The organism is Pseudomonas sp. 10S4 (assembly GCF_034344865.1).
Lineage (GTDB): Bacteria > Pseudomonadota > Gammaproteobacteria > Pseudomonadales > Pseudomonadaceae > Aquipseudomonas.
Window position 1 is genome coordinate 2,542,720 of record NZ_CP133774.1, and the last position, 20,383, is coordinate 2,563,102.

Annotated in this window: 11 protein-coding genes and 2 pseudogenes; 9 read left to right on the forward strand and 4 right to left on the reverse strand. The window is 59.3% G+C overall.

The window, feature by feature from the left end; all coding sequences use genetic code 11:
- Positions 1-72: 72 nt before the first annotated feature.
- Together RHM58_RS11715 and cbiE are read right to left on the reverse strand one after the other, a co-directional pair.
- Positions 73-1,193 (reverse strand): annotated as a pseudogene (locus RHM58_RS11715) (cobalt-precorrin-5B (C(1))-methyltransferase).
- Positions 1,186-2,397: a precorrin-6y C5,15-methyltransferase (decarboxylating) subunit CbiE gene (gene cbiE / locus RHM58_RS11720; RefSeq protein ID WP_201200229.1), complete on the reverse strand. Its 1,212-nt coding sequence runs from the start codon at positions 2,395-2,397 to the stop codon at positions 1,186-1,188. Before cbiE ends, RHM58_RS11715 begins: the two are co-directional and overlap by 8 nt.
- A 144-nt stretch (positions 2,398-2,541) precedes the next feature.
- On the opposite strand from cbiE, the gene cobG reads away from it, so the two are divergent.
- The 6 genes from cobG to RHM58_RS11750 all read left to right on the forward strand — a co-directional run bounded on the left by cobG (position 2,542) and on the right by RHM58_RS11750 (position 14,268).
- A complete protein-coding gene (cobG, locus tag RHM58_RS11725) occupies positions 2,542-3,849 on the forward strand; it encodes a precorrin-3B synthase (RefSeq protein ID WP_322270428.1) in 1,308 nt (435 codons plus the stop codon).
- Positions 3,842-4,468 carry a precorrin-8X methylmutase gene (locus tag RHM58_RS11730; RefSeq protein ID WP_201255641.1) on the forward strand — a complete coding sequence of 209 codons (627 nt, stop codon included), beginning with the start codon at positions 3,842-3,844 and terminating at the stop codon, positions 4,466-4,468. The genes cobG and RHM58_RS11730 overlap by 8 nt, the downstream gene beginning before the upstream one ends.
- Entirely contained in the window at positions 4,468-5,199 is a 732-nt protein-coding gene (locus RHM58_RS11735; protein ID WP_201205118.1) for a precorrin-2 C(20)-methyltransferase, read from the forward strand. Before RHM58_RS11730 ends, RHM58_RS11735 begins: the two co-directional genes overlap by 1 nt.
- Entirely contained in the window at positions 5,196-6,905 is a 1,710-nt protein-coding gene (gene cobJ / locus RHM58_RS11740) for a precorrin-3B C(17)-methyltransferase (RefSeq protein WP_322270429.1), read from the forward strand. The genes RHM58_RS11735 and cobJ overlap by 4 nt, the downstream gene beginning before the upstream one ends.
- Positions 6,906-7,183: 278 nt before the next feature.
- On the forward strand, positions 7,184-10,180 hold the full coding sequence (locus RHM58_RS11745) for a TcdA/TcdB catalytic glycosyltransferase domain-containing protein (protein WP_322270430.1): 2,997 nt from the start codon (positions 7,184-7,186) through the stop codon (positions 10,178-10,180).
- On the forward strand, positions 10,126-14,268 hold the full coding sequence (locus tag RHM58_RS11750; RefSeq protein ID WP_322270431.1) for a TcdA/TcdB pore-forming domain-containing protein: 4,143 nt from the start codon (positions 10,126-10,128) through the stop codon (positions 14,266-14,268). Before RHM58_RS11745 ends, RHM58_RS11750 begins: the two co-directional genes overlap by 55 nt.
- Before the next feature lie 90 nt (positions 14,269-14,358).
- Here RHM58_RS11750 and RHM58_RS11755 read toward each other — a convergent pair whose 3' ends face one another.
- On the reverse strand, positions 14,359-14,955 hold the full coding sequence (locus RHM58_RS11755) for a MarC family protein (RefSeq protein WP_054044032.1): 597 nt from the start codon (positions 14,953-14,955) through the stop codon (positions 14,359-14,361).
- 286 nt (positions 14,956-15,241) lie between these two features.
- Between RHM58_RS11755 and RHM58_RS11760 the strand changes: the two genes are divergently transcribed.
- The 3 genes from RHM58_RS11760 (at position 15,242) to RHM58_RS11770 (ending at position 17,516) form a co-directional block, all read left to right on the forward strand.
- A complete protein-coding gene (locus tag RHM58_RS11760; RefSeq protein WP_322270432.1) occupies positions 15,242-16,051 on the forward strand; it encodes a hypothetical protein in 810 nt (269 codons plus the stop codon).
- 62 nt (positions 16,052-16,113) lie between these two features.
- A complete protein-coding gene (locus tag RHM58_RS11765) occupies positions 16,114-16,839 on the forward strand; it encodes a hypothetical protein (protein ID WP_322270433.1) in 726 nt (241 codons plus the stop codon).
- Positions 16,839-17,516 carry a hypothetical protein gene (locus RHM58_RS11770; RefSeq protein WP_322270434.1) on the forward strand — a complete coding sequence of 226 codons (678 nt, stop codon included), beginning with the start codon at positions 16,839-16,841 and terminating at the stop codon, positions 17,514-17,516. Before RHM58_RS11765 ends, RHM58_RS11770 begins: the two co-directional genes overlap by 1 nt.
- A 36-nt stretch (positions 17,517-17,552) precedes the next feature.
- Here the strand turns inward: RHM58_RS11770 and RHM58_RS11775 are convergent.
- Positions 17,553-20,329 (reverse strand): annotated as a pseudogene (locus RHM58_RS11775) (response regulator).
- Positions 20,330-20,383 lie beyond the last annotated feature (54 nt).

Sequence of the window (20,383 nt, forward strand, 5' to 3'; positions counted from 1 at the left end):
GCTTGCTCGCGTCGGGCTGCGCAGCGGCCCCAAAATTCACGCAATGCCACCCATTTTGTGAGTGCTGCGCACTCAAGCGGGAGCAAGCTCCCTCGCCACAGGGGGTTCGGCATGGCCAACAATCCCACCCTGGCGATCAATCGCAAACACCTCAACCTGAACCTGCGCCGGCACCACGCTGCGAGCAAACTCCAGGGCATGCCGACATACTTCATCCCCGAGCGCGATCCCGACAGCGCTGGCCATCGCCAACGCCTGCTGACTGGTATTCGCCTCACGGATCGATTGCTGCAAAGAGGCATCAGCCCCAATCGCCGCCGCCCACTCAGCCAGTTGCGGCAAGTCGATGCTCGAATGCCGACTGTGCAAATCCATATGCCCCGCCGCCAGTCTTGCTAGATCTTGCCGAAGCCGCCGCAAATGCTGAGTTTATCCACAGGTACTTTGCGCAGGTGCTTGAGCACGGCGCCAACGAAGTCGCCCATTTCGATCAAGGCGATTTCCGGCAAGTTGTAGACCCGGCGCATGGTGTCTTCGCTGGCGTTGCCGGTGCAGGCGGCGATGTGCAGGTAACCGTTGGTTTTGGCGACGTCGATGCCTTGGTGGATCGAGGCGATGTAGGCCGCGCAGGAAAACGGCCGGACGATGCCGCTGGTGCCCAGGATCGACAGTCCGCCGAGAATCCCGAGGCGCGGGTTCATGGTTTTCAGCGCCAGGGCTTCACCGCCCTCGACATTGACCGTGACCTCGAAACCGCCGCGGTAATCGAGTTCTTCGGCCAGCAAGGTCAGGTGATCGGTGATCATTTTGCGCGGCACCGGGTTAATCGCGGGTTCGCCGACGCCCAACACCAAACCCGGCCGGGTGACAGTGCCGACGCCACGACCGGCGATAAAACGAATGCCCGGCTCGGTACCCAGCCGTACGTAGGAATAGAGCAGCGCACCGTGAGTTACGTCCGGGTCATCACCGGCGTCCTTGATCGTTCCAGCCTCGGCACCGTCATCGATCAATCGGCAGAATTCCAGGCGCATCTGCACCTGCTTGCCTTTGGGCAGGATGATCTCGACTGCGTCCGCATAAGAGCCGCTCAGCAACAAACGTGCAGCGGCGAGGCTGGTGGCCGTGGCGCAACTGCCGGTGGTCAGGCCGCTGCGCAAGGGCGCGGGTTGTTCGGCGGTTTCGTCACGCATCGAGCGGCTTCGTCACATCGAGCAAAGTGATCGGCAGCGCCTGGCGCCAGGTGTCGAACTCGCCAAGCGGTTGCGCCTGAGCGATATGAATGCGCGTCAGCTCACCGCCATGCAGTTCGCGCCAAGCCATCAGGGTCATTTCGCTTTGCAGGGTGACGGCGTTGGCGATCAGTCGACCGCCGGGTTTCAGCGCAGTCCAGCAGGTGTCGAGCACGCCGTCGCGGGTCACGCCGCCGCCGATGAAAATCGCGTCCGGCCGTTCGAGCCCGGCCAAGGCTTGCGGCGCGCTGCCGCGAATCAATTGCAGGCCTGGAACGCCAAGGGCATCGCGGTTGTGTTCGATCAACAGTTGCCGACCGTCATCGGCCTCGATGGCCAATGTCCGGCAACTCGGGTGAGCGCGCATCCATTCGATGCCGATCGAGCCGCTGCCGGCGCCGATGTCCCACAGCAGTTCGCCGGGTGTCGGTGCGAGGCGGGCGAGGGTGATGGCACGCACGTCGCGTTTGGTCAGTTGGCCGTCATGCTGGAAAGCTGAATCCGGCAGACCGGCCAGGCGTGAAAGCCGCGCGGTGCCGGGTTCGGCGATGCATTCGATGGCGATCACGTTGAGATCGGCAACGGCTGATGAGGTCCAGTCGCTGGCAACGCCGTTGATTCGCCGTTCGGTATCACCGCCCAAATGTTCCAGGACGCTCAGCCGGCTCGGTCCAAAACCGCGTTCACGCAGCAACGCCGCAATCGCCGCCGGGCTCTGTCCGTCATTGCTCAGCACCAGCAACCGCATGCCACTGGACACGTGCGCATTGAGCGCGGCGACCGGGCGCGCCACCACCGAAAGCGTCACCACCTCCTGTAACGGCCAGCCCATGCGCGCCGCCGCGAGGCTGCAAGAGGAGGGCGCCGGCAGGATCAGCATCTGCTCGGCGGGCACTTGCCGCGTGAGGCTGGCGCCGACGCCGAAGAACATCGGGTCGCCACTGGCCAGCACACAAACAGGCTCGCCATGGCGCTCAAGCACCGGGGCCAGGGAAAACGGACTCGGCCACAACTGCCGCTCGCCGCGAATACACACCGGCAACAAATCCAGTTGGCGCTGGCCGCCAATGATCCGCGAAGCGCCCAGCAGAGCCCGTCGGGCGTTTTTGCCCAGGCCCTTGAAGCCGTCTTCACCGATTCCTACTACTGTCAGCCAGGGTGACATCTACAGTCCTCAAAAATAGTCCTCAAACGGACTGTTCCGACGGGCAGGCTTTTCATGCCGCCTGACAAAGCAGGCATAATACCGCGCCTTCGCCCGCGAAGCGCCTTTCCCACTCTGCCGGTCGCCCCCTTGAACGAACGCCCGATGTCCACCGCCCTACGCCCCTCGGCCTGCCCGGGGTTGCTGCGTATCGTCCCGGCGCTGGATGGCGGGATCTGTCGGATCAAGTTGAATGGCGGCTCGATCAGTGCCGATCAGGCCGTCGCCGTCGCCGATGCGGCTGAACGCTTTGCTGGCGGGGTGATCGAGGCGACCAACCGCGCCAACCTGCAAATTCGCGGGATTGGCAGCGAGCAGTCGGCCTTGATCGACAGCCTGCTGGCCGCCGGGTTGGGGCCAAGGACGGCGGCGGGCGACGATGTGCGCAACCTGATGCTCAGTCCTAGCGCCGGGATCGACCGGCAGATGCTGCTCGATACGCGTCCGCTGGCGGGCCAGATCCTCGACAGCCTGCAAAGCCACCCGCGTTTCCACGAGTTGAGCGCCAAGTTCGCCGTGCAACTCGATGGCGGCGAAGCCCTGGCGATGCTCGAACATCACCACGACCTGTGGTTGAGCGTCGGCGAACAGGATGACGAGTACGTGCTGGCTTTCGGTCTGGCCGGTTGCCCGACGGATGCGCCGATCAGTGCGGTGCGGCTGAGGGATGGCCACGCGCTGGTGATCGCAGTGCTGGAATTGTTCCTCGATCTGGCACGTCCCGAGCAGACACGCATGCGGCATCTGCTGGAAGAAATTCCGGTGGCAGCGTTTGTCGCGCAACTGGCTGAGCGGGTGCCGCTGGTGTCCCTCGCTTATTGGTTGCGTTCAGCGTCCTCGGAGGCCCTGCACATCGGCGCGCATCCGCAGCGGGAAACTGCTCGCGTTTACATCGGCGCGGTGCCGCCCTTGGGCCGACTCGATCCCGCCATGCTCCGAGGCGCCGCCAAACTGGCCCTTGAACACGGCGATGGCAGCCTGCGTTTCACACCGTGGCAAAGCCTGTTGCTGCCCGGTGTCCAGGAACACGATGCCGCTCAAGTTATCCACAACCTGGAAAATCTGGGCCTGCACTGTTCGGCGGACGATGCCTTGGCGCACCTGATTGCCTGTACCGGTTCCGCCGGTTGCGGCAAAGGCCTGTCCGACACCAAGGGCGATGCGCTGCAACTGGCGGCGCTGCTGCAACGCCACGGCCAAATCCTGAATGTGCACCTTTCCGGTTGCCCGCGTTCCTGCGCCGCTGCGCACATCGCCCCCGTCACTTTGCTGGCGGTTTCACTCGGTCACTACGACCTTTATTTTCGCGATGCCACGCTGCCGGGTTTCGGCGCGTTGCACGCACGCAATCTTACTATTGAAGCGGTCGCAGCCTTGCTCGACGCCCGCTCACGGAGCCCCCTAGATGCTTGATTACATCCGCGACGGTCAGGAGATCTATCGCAACTCCTTCGCGATCATTCGTGCCGAGGCTAACCTTTCGCGCATCCCGGCTGACCTGGAAAAACTCGCGGTGCGGGTGATCCACGCGTGCGGCATGGTCGAGGCCATCGACGGTCTGCAATTCTCCGAAGGCGCCGGCAAGGCCGGGCGCGATGCGTTGGCGGCCGGTGCGCCGATCCTGTGCGACGCGCGGATGGTCAGCGAAGGCGTGACTCGTGCGCGTTTGCCTGCGAACAATCAGGTGATCTGCACGCTGCGCGACGACAGCGTTCCTGAGCTCGCTCGCGAGTTGGGCAACACTCGTTCCGCCGCCGCGCTGGAGCTGTGGCGTCCGCACCTGGAAGGCAGCGTGGTGGTGATCGGCAACGCGCCGACCGCGTTGTTCTACTTGTTGGAAATGATCGACGCTGGCGCACCGAAACCGGCGTTGATTCTCGGCTTCCCGGTGGGCTTCGTCGGCGCCGCCGAATCCAAGGCGATGCTTGCGGCGGACAGTCGCGGTGTGCCGTTTGTCATCATGCAAGGCCGGCTCGGCGGTAGCGCCATGGCCGCCGCCGCCGTCAACGCCCTCGCCACGGAGATCGAATGATGCAGCAACCTGGACGCTTGATCGGCCTGGGCGTCGGCCCCGGTGATCCGGAACTGATTACCGTCAAAGCCCTGCGCTTGCTGCGCGAATCGCCGGTGGTGGCGTACTTCGTTGCCAAGGGCAAAAAGGGCAATGCGTTCGGCATCATCGAAGCGCACCTTCAAGAAGCGCAAAACCTGTTGCCGCTGGTGTACCCGGTGACCACCGAAGCGCTGCCGGCGCCGCTGTCTTATGAACAAGTAATCAGCGACTTCTACGACACCGCTGCCGAGCAGCTTGCCGAGCATCTGGATGCCGGCCGCGATGTGGCGGTGATTTGCGAGGGTGACCCGTTCTTCTACGGTTCCTACATGTACCTGCACGATCGCCTGGCCGAGCGTTACATCGCCGAAGTGGTGCCGGGCGTCTGCTCGATGCTCGGCGGCGCTTCGGTGCTGGGTTCGCCGCTGGTGTATCGCAATCAGAGCCTGTCGGTGTTGTCCGGCGTGTTGCCTCATGAAGAACTGAAACGACGTCTGGCCGATGCCGATGCGGCGGTGATCATGAAGCTGGGGCGCAACTTCCCCAAGGTTCGTCAGGTGTTGGAAGAACTCGGTATGGCCGGGCGCGCGCTGTACGTCGAACGCGCAACCATGGCCAATCAGAAAATCGTCCCGCTGGATGAAGTCGAGCCGATGTCCTCGCCGTACTTCTCGCTGATCATCGTACCCGGCGAACGGTGGCAAGGTTGAAGGGCCGTCCAGCTCCGGCGATTGTCATTCTGGGCAATGGTAGCCTCGCCACGGCGCAGCGGATTCAGCAGCGCTACCCGGACGCGTTGATCCACGGTTTGGCCGAGCGGGTTGAAGGCGCTGACCGTACCTATCAAGAGTTCGGCGTGACCCTGCGCGAGCTCTATCAACAGGACACGCCGATCATCGCCCTGTGCGCGGCCGGCATTGTCATTCGCACCCTGGCGCCGTTGTTGCTGGAAAAAGGCGCCGAGCCGCCGGTGCTGGCCGTCGCCGAAGACGGCAGCGCCGTGGTGCCGCTGCTCGGTGGCCTGGGCGGAGTGAATGTGTTGGCGCGAGAGATCGCCGCAGCGCTGGACGTCGCAGCAGCCATTACCACCAGTGGTGAATTGCGTTTCGGCACTTGCCTGCTCAATCCACCGAGCGGCTATGCCCTCGGCGATCTGGAACTGGGCAAACGCTTCGTTTCGGATTTGCTCTCGGGTGAGTCGGTGCGCATCGAAGGTCTGGCCCCGTGGTTGGCCGAGGCGCAATTGCCGGAAGATCAACAGGCGCGATTGGCGATTCATGTCGGTCATGCCGAGCGTCAGCCGAGTGCCAATGAACTGCTGATTTATCCGCGCAATGTGCTGGTGGCGGTGACGGCGGGAACGGCTGATCTCGCTGGCGTCATTCGCGCGGCGTTGCATGAAGCGAACATCGCGTTGCAGTCGCTTGCTTGCCTGTTGGCGGATGAAAGCGACATGGCCAACGGCGCATTGCGCGAGGCCGCGCTTGAACTGGCCGTGCCGCTGCGTTTTGGCGCTCGGTCCGGCAGTGTGTTTGAACAGGCCCGGAGTGCCGCACCATCGCTGCTCACAACGATCGAGGTCAATGACTCGATGACCATCGCGGTCGCTGCCGAACCGCTTGATCCGCTGCTGATCGGCCGTCCTCGCGGACGGCTGGCGGTGATCGGTCTAGGCCCCGGCGCGGCTGAATTGATGGTGCCTGCGGTGAAGGCCGAACTGGCTCGAGCCAACGACGTGTTGGGTTATGAAACCTACGTGCGCATGGCCGGCCCGTTCCGCGCCGATCAGGTGATGCACTGCACCGACAACCGCGAAGAGATGCAGCGTGCCCGCCACGCTTTCGAACTCGCGGCCCAGGGGCGTTCGGTGGTGGTGGTGTCGTCCGGTGATCCGGGCGTGTTTGCCATGGCCGCTGCGGTGCTCGAAGCCCTGCACGAATCGAGCGATGCGAACTGGCACAACGTCGACCTGGAAATTCTCCCCGGCGTTTCCGCATCGCTGGCCACGGCTGCTCAGGCCGGAGCGCCGTTGGGCCATGACTTCTGCGTGATGTCGCTCTCGGACAATCTCAAGCCGTGGTCGATTATCGAGAAGCGTCTTGATCTGGCCGCCCAGGCGGATTTGGCCCTGGCCTTCTACAACCCGATCTCCCGTTCTCGGCCATGGCAATTGGGTCGCGCGCTGGAGATCGTCGCGCAGCACCGTACCGCCGAAACGCCTGTGGTGTTGGGACGTGACATTGGCCGCCCGGGTCAGACTCTGCGCGTGACCACGTTGGGGCAGTTGACCCCGGATCAGGTCGACATGCGCACGATGGTCCTGGTCGGTTCGTCAACCACTTGTGTGTTCCCTCGTGCCGAGGGAGGCGAGTGGGTGTATACGCCGCGGTGGTATGGCGACAAGCCTGTTGGTTAATTAAAAAAACGCCTCTTTTGAGGCGTTATTTATTTGTCTGTCGTTATATCTGGCATTGATTGTTCAATGCCAGATTGTCCCTGCTTGAGTTTCAAGTTGTGTAGACATTAATTGAATATCTTTGCGATTTGATAAGTTCGGTGTGAGTCGTTAGTTTGACTTCAAATAACGTGTGTTGCTGCCTGATGGGGCGGCTGTAAGTGTCGTCTTGTCGAAGCGCTGTCTGTTTGTTCGGTTTCGCTTGATTAATATGTTTCGTTAAATATGGATGTTTAACTATGAGTCAACAGGAAGTTGTCAGTGGTCACGCGTATGTCGGTATTGCCGATCTCTTAAAGCGTTCCGATCTGGAACGCCTGCTTGAACCCTATAAGAAGGCTGATCAGTACGAAGCCATTCTCCGCTATTACCAGGGTTGTATCGATGCGCAGGATGATCAGAGCCTGCTTCGCCCGCTGACATTGCTGGATGAAGCATTGGGGTCACTGGTCCCACCGGTACGCCGACGGCGAGACACGGACGAGCCGTTGTCCCCCGGCAACGGTGTGGAGGCGATATCTGAGCTCCAACAGAAGGTCAGCGACTACGGCAGTCGTGTGGCCCAGAGTGTCGAAACCCTGAAAAGCGCGCTACCGGAAGTTCCGAAGAAACTGCACTTTGTCTGGCTGGGCGGTGGCATTGGGGATATCCAGCGCGACTACATCAATGTCTGGAAGCAAGTCATGGTCAAGGACGGCCATAAACTGATGCTGTGGTATGACGCCGATGCGCTGCTGGCGCATGAGACCAACCGGATCATTGTCCAGGCGGCGAAGGCCAGCGCGATGGCGGCTGGTGGCGAAAGCCTTGCCGTCGCCATCGACCTCAACAACGTGTATGTGGAACGGTTGATACCGCTCAAAGAGCAACTTTATGCCCATATCCTCAGGGCTGGGGAGCGAGGTAAAAGTGCCGATGAGGCGCGTATCGACCTGCTGGTTCGCGGCTATGGACAAGACGAAAAAGCACTTAGGGTATTACGGGAGAAACACCTTCTCAGTATTGAAGCCTTGAAAAGTGAAGACCTGCTGTTATGCGATCTTCAACTGTTGAAAGAGCCGCTGCGCGTAGAGGATATCTATCAGCAGGAAATAAACTTACGCGGTAACTTTGCCAGCGCTTCCGATGTCGTGCGTACAGAAGTTATGTTTATTGAGGGCGGATTGTATTCCGACGTGGACAATCTTCCACCTCTGATGGAAACATTGGGCGAGGTGGACATCAGCAAGTTTGATGAAACTAAGCGCCTGGGCGTTTTGCAGTTACTGCTGGATCACAACCCCGATTGGATGCCGGGCCGGCAAAACGTAGCGAGTCGGTATAAAAAGTATGTCGACTCCATTGCGCACGATCAACGTGCCGCTCTGGAGACGTTCGCCAGAAGCCGACCGGCGTTGAATGATGTGTTTCATGTTCCGGAAAATCGTCAAGTCCGGCTCGATGGTTTGCGCGCCGTGGCAGTGGGCGCTGCGGTCAATAACTCCTTTCTGATGGGGCATCCTGGCTCGGCAACGGTCAATGCGGTCATCAATCGCTTCCTGATCAATTACGAGGTGGTCAATACCACGGCACGCAAGGCTGTCGAGCAAAACGTCAGGTATTCCGATTTCCCGGTAATGGACAGGCTGGCACTGGAGACCGTCGTTGAACAGTTCGGGCCGCTGGACGAGCTGTCCGACATGGAGGCGTTTACCATCCAAAAATTGGCACAGGGGGCTGCCGACTACTACAGCGATGGCATCTACCCGGGTAGCGAGAACACCATTTTTTTAACCGGGCCGATTGCGATGCTCGAAGGTATAAGCGATTACGAGAAAAGTAACCTGACGCCGAGGACGGCCGAAAAGTTGCGTCAACTCGTCGGGATCAGGGGTAATGGCACGGTCAATCGGCAAACCGAAGAGGAACAGGATCATTCCTGGAAGGAGCAGACCGATTCGAAAGCCCAATGGCTGATCGATGAGAAAAAACGCTGGCTGGAGGGCCGGTTCCAGGCGCGCTACCAAGGCGATATTACGCAACTGCTCGAACGCAATGCCATCGAGTTCGAAGCAGGCTGGCCGCTGATCGAAGGGCGGCATGTGTTGTCGACCGGCGTCCTCCAGCGTCTGCTGGATCACTTGGGCGAGCCATTCCTGAGGGCGATGAGTCAGGGAGGTGATACCCGCGTGACATTCGACAAACTGTTGCCGCTGAGTTTTGATGATCGCCAGGCCATCATCGCTCAGGACATCAGTGCTTTCCCGCCCGCCATGCCAGGTGATGTCACAACCCAAGGCCTTTCCATCATTGAAGTACTTGAACGCCTGGCCAGCGGTTCGCTGCTGACGGAACAGTTGAGCGCCGCGCAACGCCTGTCGCTCGGTCAATTGTTGGGGCTTGAGTCGCTGGACAACCGCAGCTTCGAAGCGGTGGCCGACGAACTCGAGAACCTGGCGAAAAGGGTTAGCGATAAAGGCGTCGCGGGGCGCTACGGAGTTATCGAGGAGCAGTTGTTCAAGTGCAAGGCCTCTGAATTCATCGCCGGACTTAAAAGCCCGGTTGAGGGCCTGCTGTCTCACTCCGAGACGGTGCTGGCCCTTAAGCAAAATGCCATGCAAACACCTATGAGCCTGCGTCAGTGGGGGCGCCAGGTGGCCACGATCCAGCTGGCGGCAAAAGCCGAATTCCGTGATCACCTTGCCGAGCGTTCCAGTGAACTGCTGGACAGTTTCACCGAGCCTTGCAAGTTGGTGCCCCAGGATCTGTTGTTCGATGGCTTCGGCGACACCATCGGCCGTCGGTGTTATCCCCTGTCACTGGCGATGGCGGCTGCGATTGCCAAGGGCGAGGCTGCGGTCACTCAACTGCGTGAGCGTTTTTTTGTGAGCGTGCTTTCACCTGATGACAGTGATTCGCGAACTTTTGTACAGGCCATCGAAACACTGCACAACGTGCAGGAGAGTGATGTCGGCACTGTCCTGGCTCGTTCCAGCCTTGAGCAAGTGGTGCAAATGCTGAAGTCCAGGACTACGACCAGCACGCTGATGCTTAACTCTGACAACCACTCCATGCTAATCGCCAAGACCGTTGTCGAGGATCGCAGTCGCTATCACTTCTACGATCCGAACCTGGGTGTTTTTCAGTTCAATCAACTCACGGAGATGCACCGCTCTCTCGAAGTTTTTTCGAGGAGAAGGGCATGGCTACCTTTTATGGCGCCTATGTTGAGGGCAATCGAAGGACCTTCGACCTGATCGAACTGCAAGGCACGCAGATCGAGAAGGTGGAACTGTCTTCGGGCGTGCGGATTGCAGACGTACTGTTGCCTGGCGAATTGAAAGGTGCGGACATTGCCCGCGTGCGACAACGACTGGCCAGTGCCCGGGGCCAGTCTCTGGTGAACAACTCGCGACTGGGCAAAAGCCTGATGGAGCTGGACAGTCATTGGTGGAGCCAGCAAATCACCCAGGCGAGCAATGACTTGCTGAGCAAAAACAAACTGACCTCCGACTTTATTCCGTTGTTTGAAACCCTGGAAATAAATCCCCAAGGCGAATATCTGCTGAGTCTGATCAAACCTGAAAAACCCGGCATCCCCGAGCAATTGGTACGCGTCACCACCGACGATGCGCGGTTCTTGCGCATCAAGAATCGTCTCACCGAACTCTTCGACAAATTGACCACGCGCCGGGTCAGCCCGCTTGATCCAACCAGCGTTGGCGCCGTACACACCCTCAACGCCGGTTTCGCGATTCAGGCCTTGATGAATGCATTGCGCAGCCGCGAGGGGGAGGACCGGAGCCTGACCCTGGCGGTGCGTCTTCACGCCTATGTGAACTACGCACAACTGGTCCATGGTCTGGTGATTGATATCGTCGGCGTTGTAAGTCTGGTACGTCAGGGGCTGGCTCAGGAACGGTTGATCGCGCAGGCCAGTTCCACGGTCGTGGGCGAAGCGCTCGGTCATGTGGCCGGCGAAGGCGTAGGCACCGTGCTGGGGATGGCCAATGTCGGTTTCGACGTCTACCAGTTGAGTCAGGCGGACAACGATGTGGACGTCGCCCGATTCAGCACCCAACTGGCCTTCGACTCGGCCAGTGTCGTGCTGGGTGCCGCGGGCATGGGCGCGGGCCTGGCCTCGGCAGCCACGGCGGCAGCGTTCCTGGGCGGAGCGTCAGTGATCGTGGGTGGGCTGGCCGTCGGTGTCGGTGCATTGGCCCAGGGTTTCGCCATGGTGGCCGAACGATCCAAGCAGGTCGGGGCGTTTTTCTATGAGCTGGATCAAGCGTATCGGGGTGCGCCCTTCAGTTGGAACACGCAGCAGAACGTTTGGCAGGCGCATCCGAAACTGGTGATCCAGAGCCTGAATTTGCGCGACGGCGTGGTGATGTATGACAGTCAGCGCCTGTTTGCGCTGCGAGATCATTTAGGCGTCCCGGATTTCGACGTGGACTACGATCGGGCGATCAATCTGCGTCAAAGCCTCGGGCTGCCTGGCTCAAGCAGGTTCCTCCCGGCGCCTGGCGAGGTGATTATCCTGCCGTGCACACCTCAAGCGTTTTACGGTTACGACTACCATTCGCTGCCCTTCGCTTCGACGCGACATGACAAGGGGTTCGATATTGCCCGCCGCCTGGAGAAGAAAAACGAGAAGGGGCAGTGGCGGTTTCTCTTCACGTTCTACTCGTTCCCGGGCGAATACATCGTCCAGGGCATTCACCCGGCTTACCGCCCCCACACCAGGACGGTCATCCGGGTAACACTCGACGACAAACCTCGTACGCTAGTCGTGCCGGAGTTGCTCGATAGCTGGCATGGCAAGATCGCCTATGAGATCGAGGCGGGCACTGAACCTTGCACGCTGGTGCTCAACCAGGGCGTAAATGTTGAGCTCAAGTCTTCGGCTCTCAAGACCTTGCAGTGGACACTGCTGGCGACCTGGGCACAAGAGAGCGACATACAGTTCGTGCGCGGTGAAGGCCTCAAAATCGGTGAGGTCAGCATCAAGTACAGCGGCCACGCCGGTTTCGATGTCACGCTGCATCTGGCGGGTAACAATCGCTATCGGATCGACCATCACCAACAGGTGTTGATTCTGGATGAGGTGGATGCGGTGCCGGGTACAGATGCGCAGACATTGCGCGCGCACTTCAAGGCACTGGCCCGCGAGCACCGACTGGAACAGCCCTACACGCCGGTGCACAAGTTTCTGATCCCGTTCGACAACCCCGAGGAGCAGCGCTACACCACTGCTTACTACGATTCGGCCGCTGACCGTTTCCTCTACATCCAGGACGATGACATCCCTGTGCCCGTCAATCCGCTATTGGGCGCCGTGGTCGATGGCTGCGCGTATTTCTATCATCCGCAGAGTGTTGAGGTACTCAAGACCGACGTGGCGAGCGGCCTGATCAGTCATCGCTATCGGCTGATGCTCAAGAGTGGAGAGTTCGCCGTCACGCAATGTACGGCGGTGCCCAGCGGCGGGGTCAAGGTTGTCCAGGAAGTCGTCCAGGGTAATCAGGGCTTCACCCTGGAATATTTGCTCACTGATGAGGGCGTATTTCTCAGTTCGCTGACCCGCAGCGTTGATACCTTCCTGGAGGACGTTTTGGACCAGTCGCCGATACTGGCCGACTGGCAACCGTTGCTCGGCGACTATATCGCCTGGCCCGCAGTGCCCTCGCCGGAGCGCTTCAAAACATCGACCTGGCAGTTGGCCGCTTTTGTTTCCGTTCATTGGAAACCGGAGGAAGGCCGATCTGACATGAGCTGGGTACGCAGCAGTGATGGCTTGATTATTCGACCGATACCGCAGCGACATCACGCCCGGGGCTGGAACGACTCGGACAAGGACAAGAACCAACTGAGCCTGCTGGCACCGGCGGGTCCTGAGGGGGATGTGTTTGTCGTGTACAAACGCAACAGTTCGCGTCTATACGTGCAACGACGTTCCCTCGTGGGTGAACAGGTAGAGCTGTCGGTCGAGACGAAGACGCTTAAGGGACTCAAGAGCGTTGTGGCGACGCAAGAAGGCTGCCTGGCCGTGACCGAGGAAGGGCTGTTCTATGAGGTGACGCCTCAGGGCGAGTTGCAGTTGGGCGGGCTGACCGAATTCTGGTTCAAGGACCGGCCGCAATGGTGGTCGCAGTTGCCAACCTTGGTTGCCGATGTCCCTTTCACCACGCTGGGGCTGATCGGATTGAGTAATGCTCGCGGTGACGCGCGCTTGTCTGCCTGGTACCTCGACGGTCGCCTGGTGCTGGCTGACCTGGGGCATGGCAAGGAAGTGCGGCTGCTAGGGGCGACTCCGGATAACGCGGCGGCGTGGCTGTTTGATGTAGCCACTGGCGAGATCTACCGCCAACCCTTTATCGACGACAATCAACTGTCGAAGGCCTTCGGCGATGGTGCTCAGTTGCTGGCACCTGAAGCATTGCCAACGCCACAACCGCTATGGAGCCCATGGACCTTCACCGACGTGACGCGCCGTGGCGCCGGCCTGCTGGCCACGACCGTGGAAGGCATACAGATGGAACTGAACCACCAAGAGCCTGCGTTGATCACCGGCGTCGACAGCCAATGGGTGCGGGAACACGACGATGCTCTGAGCGAACACCTGCGCGTGTTGGTGGATAACACGCAGCGTTGCGCCCCGTTACTCAACGTGGCTCACCCTTGGCGCCAACAATGGTTTGTCAGCAGCAGCGGGCGTTTGATCGACGCGGCCACTGTGCCTCGTCCTGACTCATCTGTTGCGGTGGGCACCCAACGGCACACCAACGTCTTGTTGTTCGATGCCGCCGACGGATTTCTACGCCGCTACCCGGTCACTGACAGCGTAGGCCCGTTGGCCTACGTGCGACGCAACGTCGATACGCTGACAGTCGAAAGCAACCAGCAACTCGATGACGTGTTGCCATTAATTCCCGACGACGTAAGTACCTTGATCCTGCGTCTGGGCCATACCGGCGCGACGTGCCGATTGTCACAGGCGGCCTGGCGTCGGCTGGAATCGGTGATCGTCGATTGCAGGCCGCCCCTGGGAAACCAAGTGTCTGTACCGGTCAAACTGGACTGGGCACTGGACTCGCCGGAGCAATTGATCGTCAGCCTCGTGGATGAGCACTTGGTGATGCTCGATCCAGTCACGTGTCATAGCCTGATCTTCCGTGAAGCCTATGCGAAGGATGTCACGCTGCGCGCTCGCGTGATCGTTGCCATCGGCGGTTATCGTTCTACGTCAGTATCGGATCTGGTCAGCGCTCTGATGGCTAAACCGGTGCCGGCGGGCAGTGTCCTGTTCAAGGATGTTATGCAGGATGACCCCGTCATGAGCTGATTGCGGCGAACCATGGCGGTTGCGCCACCTCAAGAACCACAAACAACAGGGCCGCGGGTTTTTCAACCCGCGGCCCTGTGCATTCCGGTATCAGGGCACCAGGTAGCCCTTGACCCCGGTAAAGATGATTTGCGCCGCCAAGGCACACACGAACAAACCCATCAACCGGCTGACAATCTGCAACCCCTGATCGCCCAGAATCCGCTCGATGCGGTTGGACAGATAAAGCACCACCCCCACCGTGAAACTGGCCAGGGCAATGCTGAGGATGGCGGTGAGCTTGTCGTCCCAGTGTGGCTGGCTCACGCCCATCACCAGTAGCGCACCGATGGTGCCGGGGCCGACCGTCAGGGGGATGGTCAGCGGCACGATCGTCACGTCTTGCTGCACGTTGTCGGTCTGTACCGCGGACTTGCCTTGGGCCATGCCCAGCGCCGAGATGAACAGCACACTGCCGGCGCCAATGCGGAACGCATCCACTGTGATCCCGAACACACTGAAAATCACTCGCCCGAACAGGTACAGCAAAACGCTGGACACCAGCGTCGCGACGGCCACTTTCCAGGCCAGACGGCGTTGTTCCTTGCGCGAGTAGCCACGGGTCAGGCTGATGAAACAGGACAACACGAAGAACGGGCTGTAGAGCACCAGCATCTTCAGGTAAACGCTGAACAACACGTGGAGCATGGTCGGAGCCCGCAGCGATGGAAGTGGCTGGGAGTCTATCAGGCGCCGGGTCGTCTGTCGGCTTGGCAAGCCCGATTGGATTTCCATCATGCAACCTCGCTTGTTGATTAACGTTAACGGGTATTTCTAATGATTGGTGAGGTTGTTAGTTGTTATTTTTGGGGTTTTTATTAGTTGTTTGTTTTAAATAAAATGAAGTTACAGGTGCGAGCTTGTTAAGTGTTTGTTGGTTGGGTAGTTTGTTTTGTGAGTCCGGGATGGACTCTAATTTAAATAAGGGAATATTATGAATATCGAATCCAATGCCGTTGTAACCCTGGTTGATCGTCTTGAGCGACTGAGCGCTTATGATGTCGCTGTTGATGAGGTTTTTATTGCGCCACGTGGTCTTGCATTTAATGCACCTCGACTGGTGGCGGAAGTGCAAGCACCTACACGTGCTTCTATTGTAGGTGATGCGATTCTGGCTTTTGTTTCGGGCATGAGTCCGCAGAATCAGGCCGATGTTCAACACGCTTATCTGTTTGCTTCGCTAGTGGCGAATAAAAAATATCCGCGTGATGAGCAGAGTAAAAAGTGGTATCAGCAGTTTCTTCAAGTGATGCAGGATTGCGGCTGGAACATCCTGAGCCGGTACTACGACAGCGTTTCGGCTTCTGGCAAGAGCTTCAAGGTAGACCAACTGGCGCTGAAAATTTTGGGTTCGGCCGTGGCCGCAGCCGCGGTTCCGGGACCTACCTCGGTGCTGATGCTCAAAGTGGCGGGCGATGCCATCGCGGCTCTGCAAACCAGTGACAAGCCGCTTCAAGTCTTTGACCGAAACACCGCCGAGTCTGGCACCGGTGGTGTGGGCGTTGCGTCTTGCCTTGAAACGCCACAGGGTGAAGTGATCATGGCGCTGGGCGTGGTGCGCTTTATCAAGCGTGCCAATCAAACCAGGGTTCTGTTTATAGATTGGGACGCCAGCAAGGTTGACCTGTATCGAGGCGAATGCCAGATGGTGATGGTTCCTTCGATTACAGCGCGCACTCGAAACATGATCCTCGATAAATTGGGTGATCGTGCGCAGAGCAAAATCGAAGAATACGAGATCTAATACCGTGTCCTGTATGGCGGCTACTGTGTAGTCGCCATTTATGAAAGTTATAGGAAAGTCATATGAGTGAAAGTTATTCGGCTTTTGTAAGCGCCGGGGCGATTGTTTTGCTGTCGCCTGATATGACCGTGCAAGAGCGTCAGGATGTTTTAAATTCAACACTGTTTGCGCAGTTGGTGGCTGACAAAAAGTACCCCGGTTCGCGCAATGCAAATGGGTGGTATGAACGTTATCAGGAGGTCTTGAAGGATAGTTGGTTGCAGCGAACAGCGGCCTGGCACGACTGGTCGCTTAAGGCAGATTCAAACCTCACAGTGGCGGAGTGGGTTAACAATCAATTGGCGCAGTCAGTTCCTCAAACCGTGTCGTCCCCGGCCGTGCAAGCCTTGAACATCGTGGCAGAGCTGCCTGACGCACACCCGGCTATTGAGCTACTGCAAAAAAACGTCCTGAAAAATAGTGAAGAGCACCCTTCGAAAATAACGTTCGGCTGCCAGGTTAGCGTGCTCGTCATTCTGGCGCAGCGAGGCCCGACCCTGAATAGCGTCTACTTGGCGTTTGAAAGTGCAGCGTCAGTTGCGTCGAATCCGCTGAAGCAGGTCCTTTCCCTGGATAACGTGAAAGGCAATATTGTGCTGAAGCGCTTGCAGGCTGACTTGTCAGATGCACTCTACCGGCCCGTTCGCGAGCGGATCGTCAAAAAACTGGGCGATAAGGCGTCGCAAAATATTCTTGAGGTTTTAGAACCTGCAAAGAATGAGTCGCCTCCGAGTTCTGAGGCGCCTTGATGAATCACGACAAGTTTCAAAGCAGCCAACAAGCATTCAGTGGCGGCAATATCCCGGATGCTGCCGTCGTGGGTGGGAGTGTCGTGTCATTCAGTGCCGGTATGTCTTCCCAGGATCGAGAGGACATTTATCTGAGCAACCTGTTTGCGCAAATGGCTACCCGTTCGGCTTATCGGGACGGACTGGTCGGCAATTGGTTTGATTACTACAGGAACAAACTCCGGTTCCTGGGATGGGATTCGGCGAGCCCTGTCCGCCCGGTGCCGGTGACCGCAGCGTTTATGGCTGACAACGTTTGCCAGCAGATATCGCATTCGTTCGGCGAGCGTTTTTCGAGCCCGGCCAGTCATGCCTTTGAGTCCCTCAGACGCAACCCCATTGCGCTGGATGGTTTTGAAGGGGCCAGCTTGTCACGGGACAGTGGTCTCTTTCAGATCATTCCCTGCGTCCAAAGTCGCCCTGGGAAAATCGAAATAGCCCTTTATCACAAGCAGTTCAGCACTCGCAGGAGCGGGTCACGGTTTTTGTACTGGCCGATGGACGACATCGTGAAAACCAGTGAGGAACAAATGGCGCTGGTTACTTTCAGTACGCTGCATTACGCCACGTTCAGGGAGAAAGTTGCGGCGGCCGTTCTCAGTGAGTCCATGCGCAATTTGCACGCCCTGGAGATTTGAGCCGCGTCGCCGAGTACGCAAAGGGCTAGAAAGGGCTCAGGACGTTTGCGTCGTGACACGGTTTTGCTGATCACGCTGAGCCACCCAGTGCTCGATCAACTCGCGCAACTGCGACAGCTCGACCGGTTTGGCCATGTGTCCGTCCATACCAGCCTGTCGCGCGCGCTCTTTATGCTCGGCGAGAATATGTGCGGTCAGCGCTACCACCGGCGTGCGAATCCGCTGATTGCCAACTTCCCACGCGCGCAATTGCTGGGTGGCGGAGAAACCGTCGAGAATCGGCATTTCGCAGTCCATCAACACCAGGTCGTAGCGCTGGGCCTTCATCGCCTGCAAGGCTTCTTCGCCGTTGCTGGCGGTGTCCGGTTGCAGGTTGAGCTTGCCCAGCATGCCGCGAATGACCTTGGTCGAGATGCTGTTGTCTTCGGCCACCAGGATGCGGAAATCGCTGGGCACCTTGACCGGCAGGGGCGGGCCGGAGGGCAGGTGATGCGACACGGCCAGGCCTTTGTTGCGCTGGTTCAGCTCGTCCGCCAATGTGGTCTTGAGGGTGTAGCCGGCCACCGGTTTGGCGAGGATGCGCTTGATCCCCGAGTTGCGTGCAATGATCTTGCTCGGCGCATTACTGATGCCGGTGAGCATGATCAACAGAATGTCGTGGTTGAGGCTCGGGTCTTCCTTGATCTTGGCCGCCAGTTGCATGCCGGTCATGCCGGGCATGTTCTGGTCCAGCAGGACCACGTCGAAGTAGTCACGCAAATGAGCCTTGGTGCGCAATAGCGCCAAGGCTTCCTTGCCGGAAGGCACCGCGCTGACATTCAAGCCCCAGGCGCTGCACTGTTGTACCAGCACTTTGCGGCAGGTGTCGTTGTCGTCCACCACCAGTACGCGCGCGCCTTGCAACGGGCTGTCGAGGTCGGAAGTCGGGTGTTCGAGACGGTCGGGGTCCAGCGGCAAGGACAGCCACAGGGTGCTGCCCTGATTGGCGCCGCTTTTGATCCCGAACTCACCTTGCATCAGGCGGATCAGTTGGCGAGCGATCACCAGCCCCAGATTACCGCCCAGGCGAGTGGCCGACAGGAAGTGTTTGCTGTGCAGTTCGGCGTGCATCAGCGCATCGCGCTCTTCGGGTTCCATCGGCACGCCGCTGTCCTGCACGGCGATGCGCAGGCGTGGTTTGGCGCTGCGTTCGTCGAGGGCGACGACAATCAGGATCTCGCCTTCGTCGGTTTTTTCAGGGCGTTTTCCAGCAGGCTCAGCAGGGTCTGACGCAAACGGGTTGGGTCACCGCTGATCACCCGTGGCACTTGCGGCTGGATAAAACTGATCAGCTCGACGTTTTGCTGTTCGGCCTTGGCGCGGAAAATACTCAGGCAATCTTCGATCAGGGCATTGAGGTCGAATTGCACGTCGTCCAGTTCAATCTGCCCGGACTCGAGCTTGGAGATGTCGAGAATCTCGTTGATCAGGGTCAGCAGTTCGTTGCCAGCGCTGTGGATGGTCTGCACGTAATCACGTTGCTTGACCGACAATGGCGTGCCCAGCAGCAGTTCGGTCATGCCCAGTACGCCATTCATCGGCGTGCGGATTTCATGGCTGATCTTCGCCAGGAATTCAGCCTTGGCGTTGATCTCGGCATTGCTGGCCGCCAGGTCGCGGCTGACGCTGAAACGGTCTTCGGTGATGCTGCGCTGGCGCTCGCCCAGAGCGATGCTCATCAACAGGCCGCTGATGCAGATGAACGCCAGCAGGGTGATGATCAGGCCTTGCGGTGCCACCAGGGTCAGCCCCAGCAGTGCCGGCAGGATGATCAGCGCGCCGATGTTGAACACCACCATGGCGGCGACGAACAGCCGGGCCGGACGATAGCCTTTTTGCCAGTGGTAACCGCTGACGAACAACATGCTCAGGCCCGCGAGTGCGACCAGGACGTAGGTGATGATGTTCAACGGCAGGGTGTTGACGAACAACAGCAGCAGCCCGGCGACCACCGTGAACAGGATGTCGCCAAGCAGCAGCTTGTTCAGTGGGTGCGGGCCCAGCGGGGCAAAAAAGCGGTAGGCGAACATCAGGCCGCACGGTGCCGTCAGCAACAGGGCGAGGTAGGCACCGGGAGTCTGGATGGCGTGCCAGTTCGGCAGCCATGGCCCGGCCAGGTTCAGCAGCAGAACCAGACTGAGCAGCAGCAGAAACTCGCAGGCCGCCAGCCAGAGGCTGCTGCGCGAACGGGTGTAGGCGTAACGAACGACGTTGTGCAGGATCAGCATGCCGATGCAGCCGAACAGTAGGCCGTAGATCAGCGTGAGGTTCTGATTGGCCGCCGTCATCACCGCCGATTGCAGGGTGATGTAAGGCCGCAGCTGGTGCTCGGAAACCAGTCGCAAGTAAACGTCGAGGGTTTTATCGCTTTGGGGCAGCGGCAACATGAAGTCGCTGCTGGGCAGTGGCCGCTCAGCCTGAGGCTGCTGGGTGCCGGTGTTCAGTTGCTCGATCAGCTTTTCGCCGTCCAGCACATACAGATTGAGGTGCGACAGGTCGGGGGCGAACACGCGCAGCACTTGTTCGTGCTTGCCGGGGGCCAGCCTGAAGCGCAGCCATAACGCGCCGTCGGGCTCGGCGGCCGTGAGGCGGTCGAGTTCGATGGGGCTGAATTGATTGGTGAAGCGTGTGGAGCGGATATCGCTCAGTTGCAGGTCGCCCTGTTCGTCGAGCAAAACCGACCAGCCACTGCCTTGCGCGGCTTGGGCCGGGAGCATGCAGAGCAAGGTCAACAGAGTGACGGTAAGACCTATGGCAATCCTGAGCCAGCGCACGGCGAAATCCCTTCGTAGGTTGATGCCAGAATATAACTATGCGCGGCGCCGGAA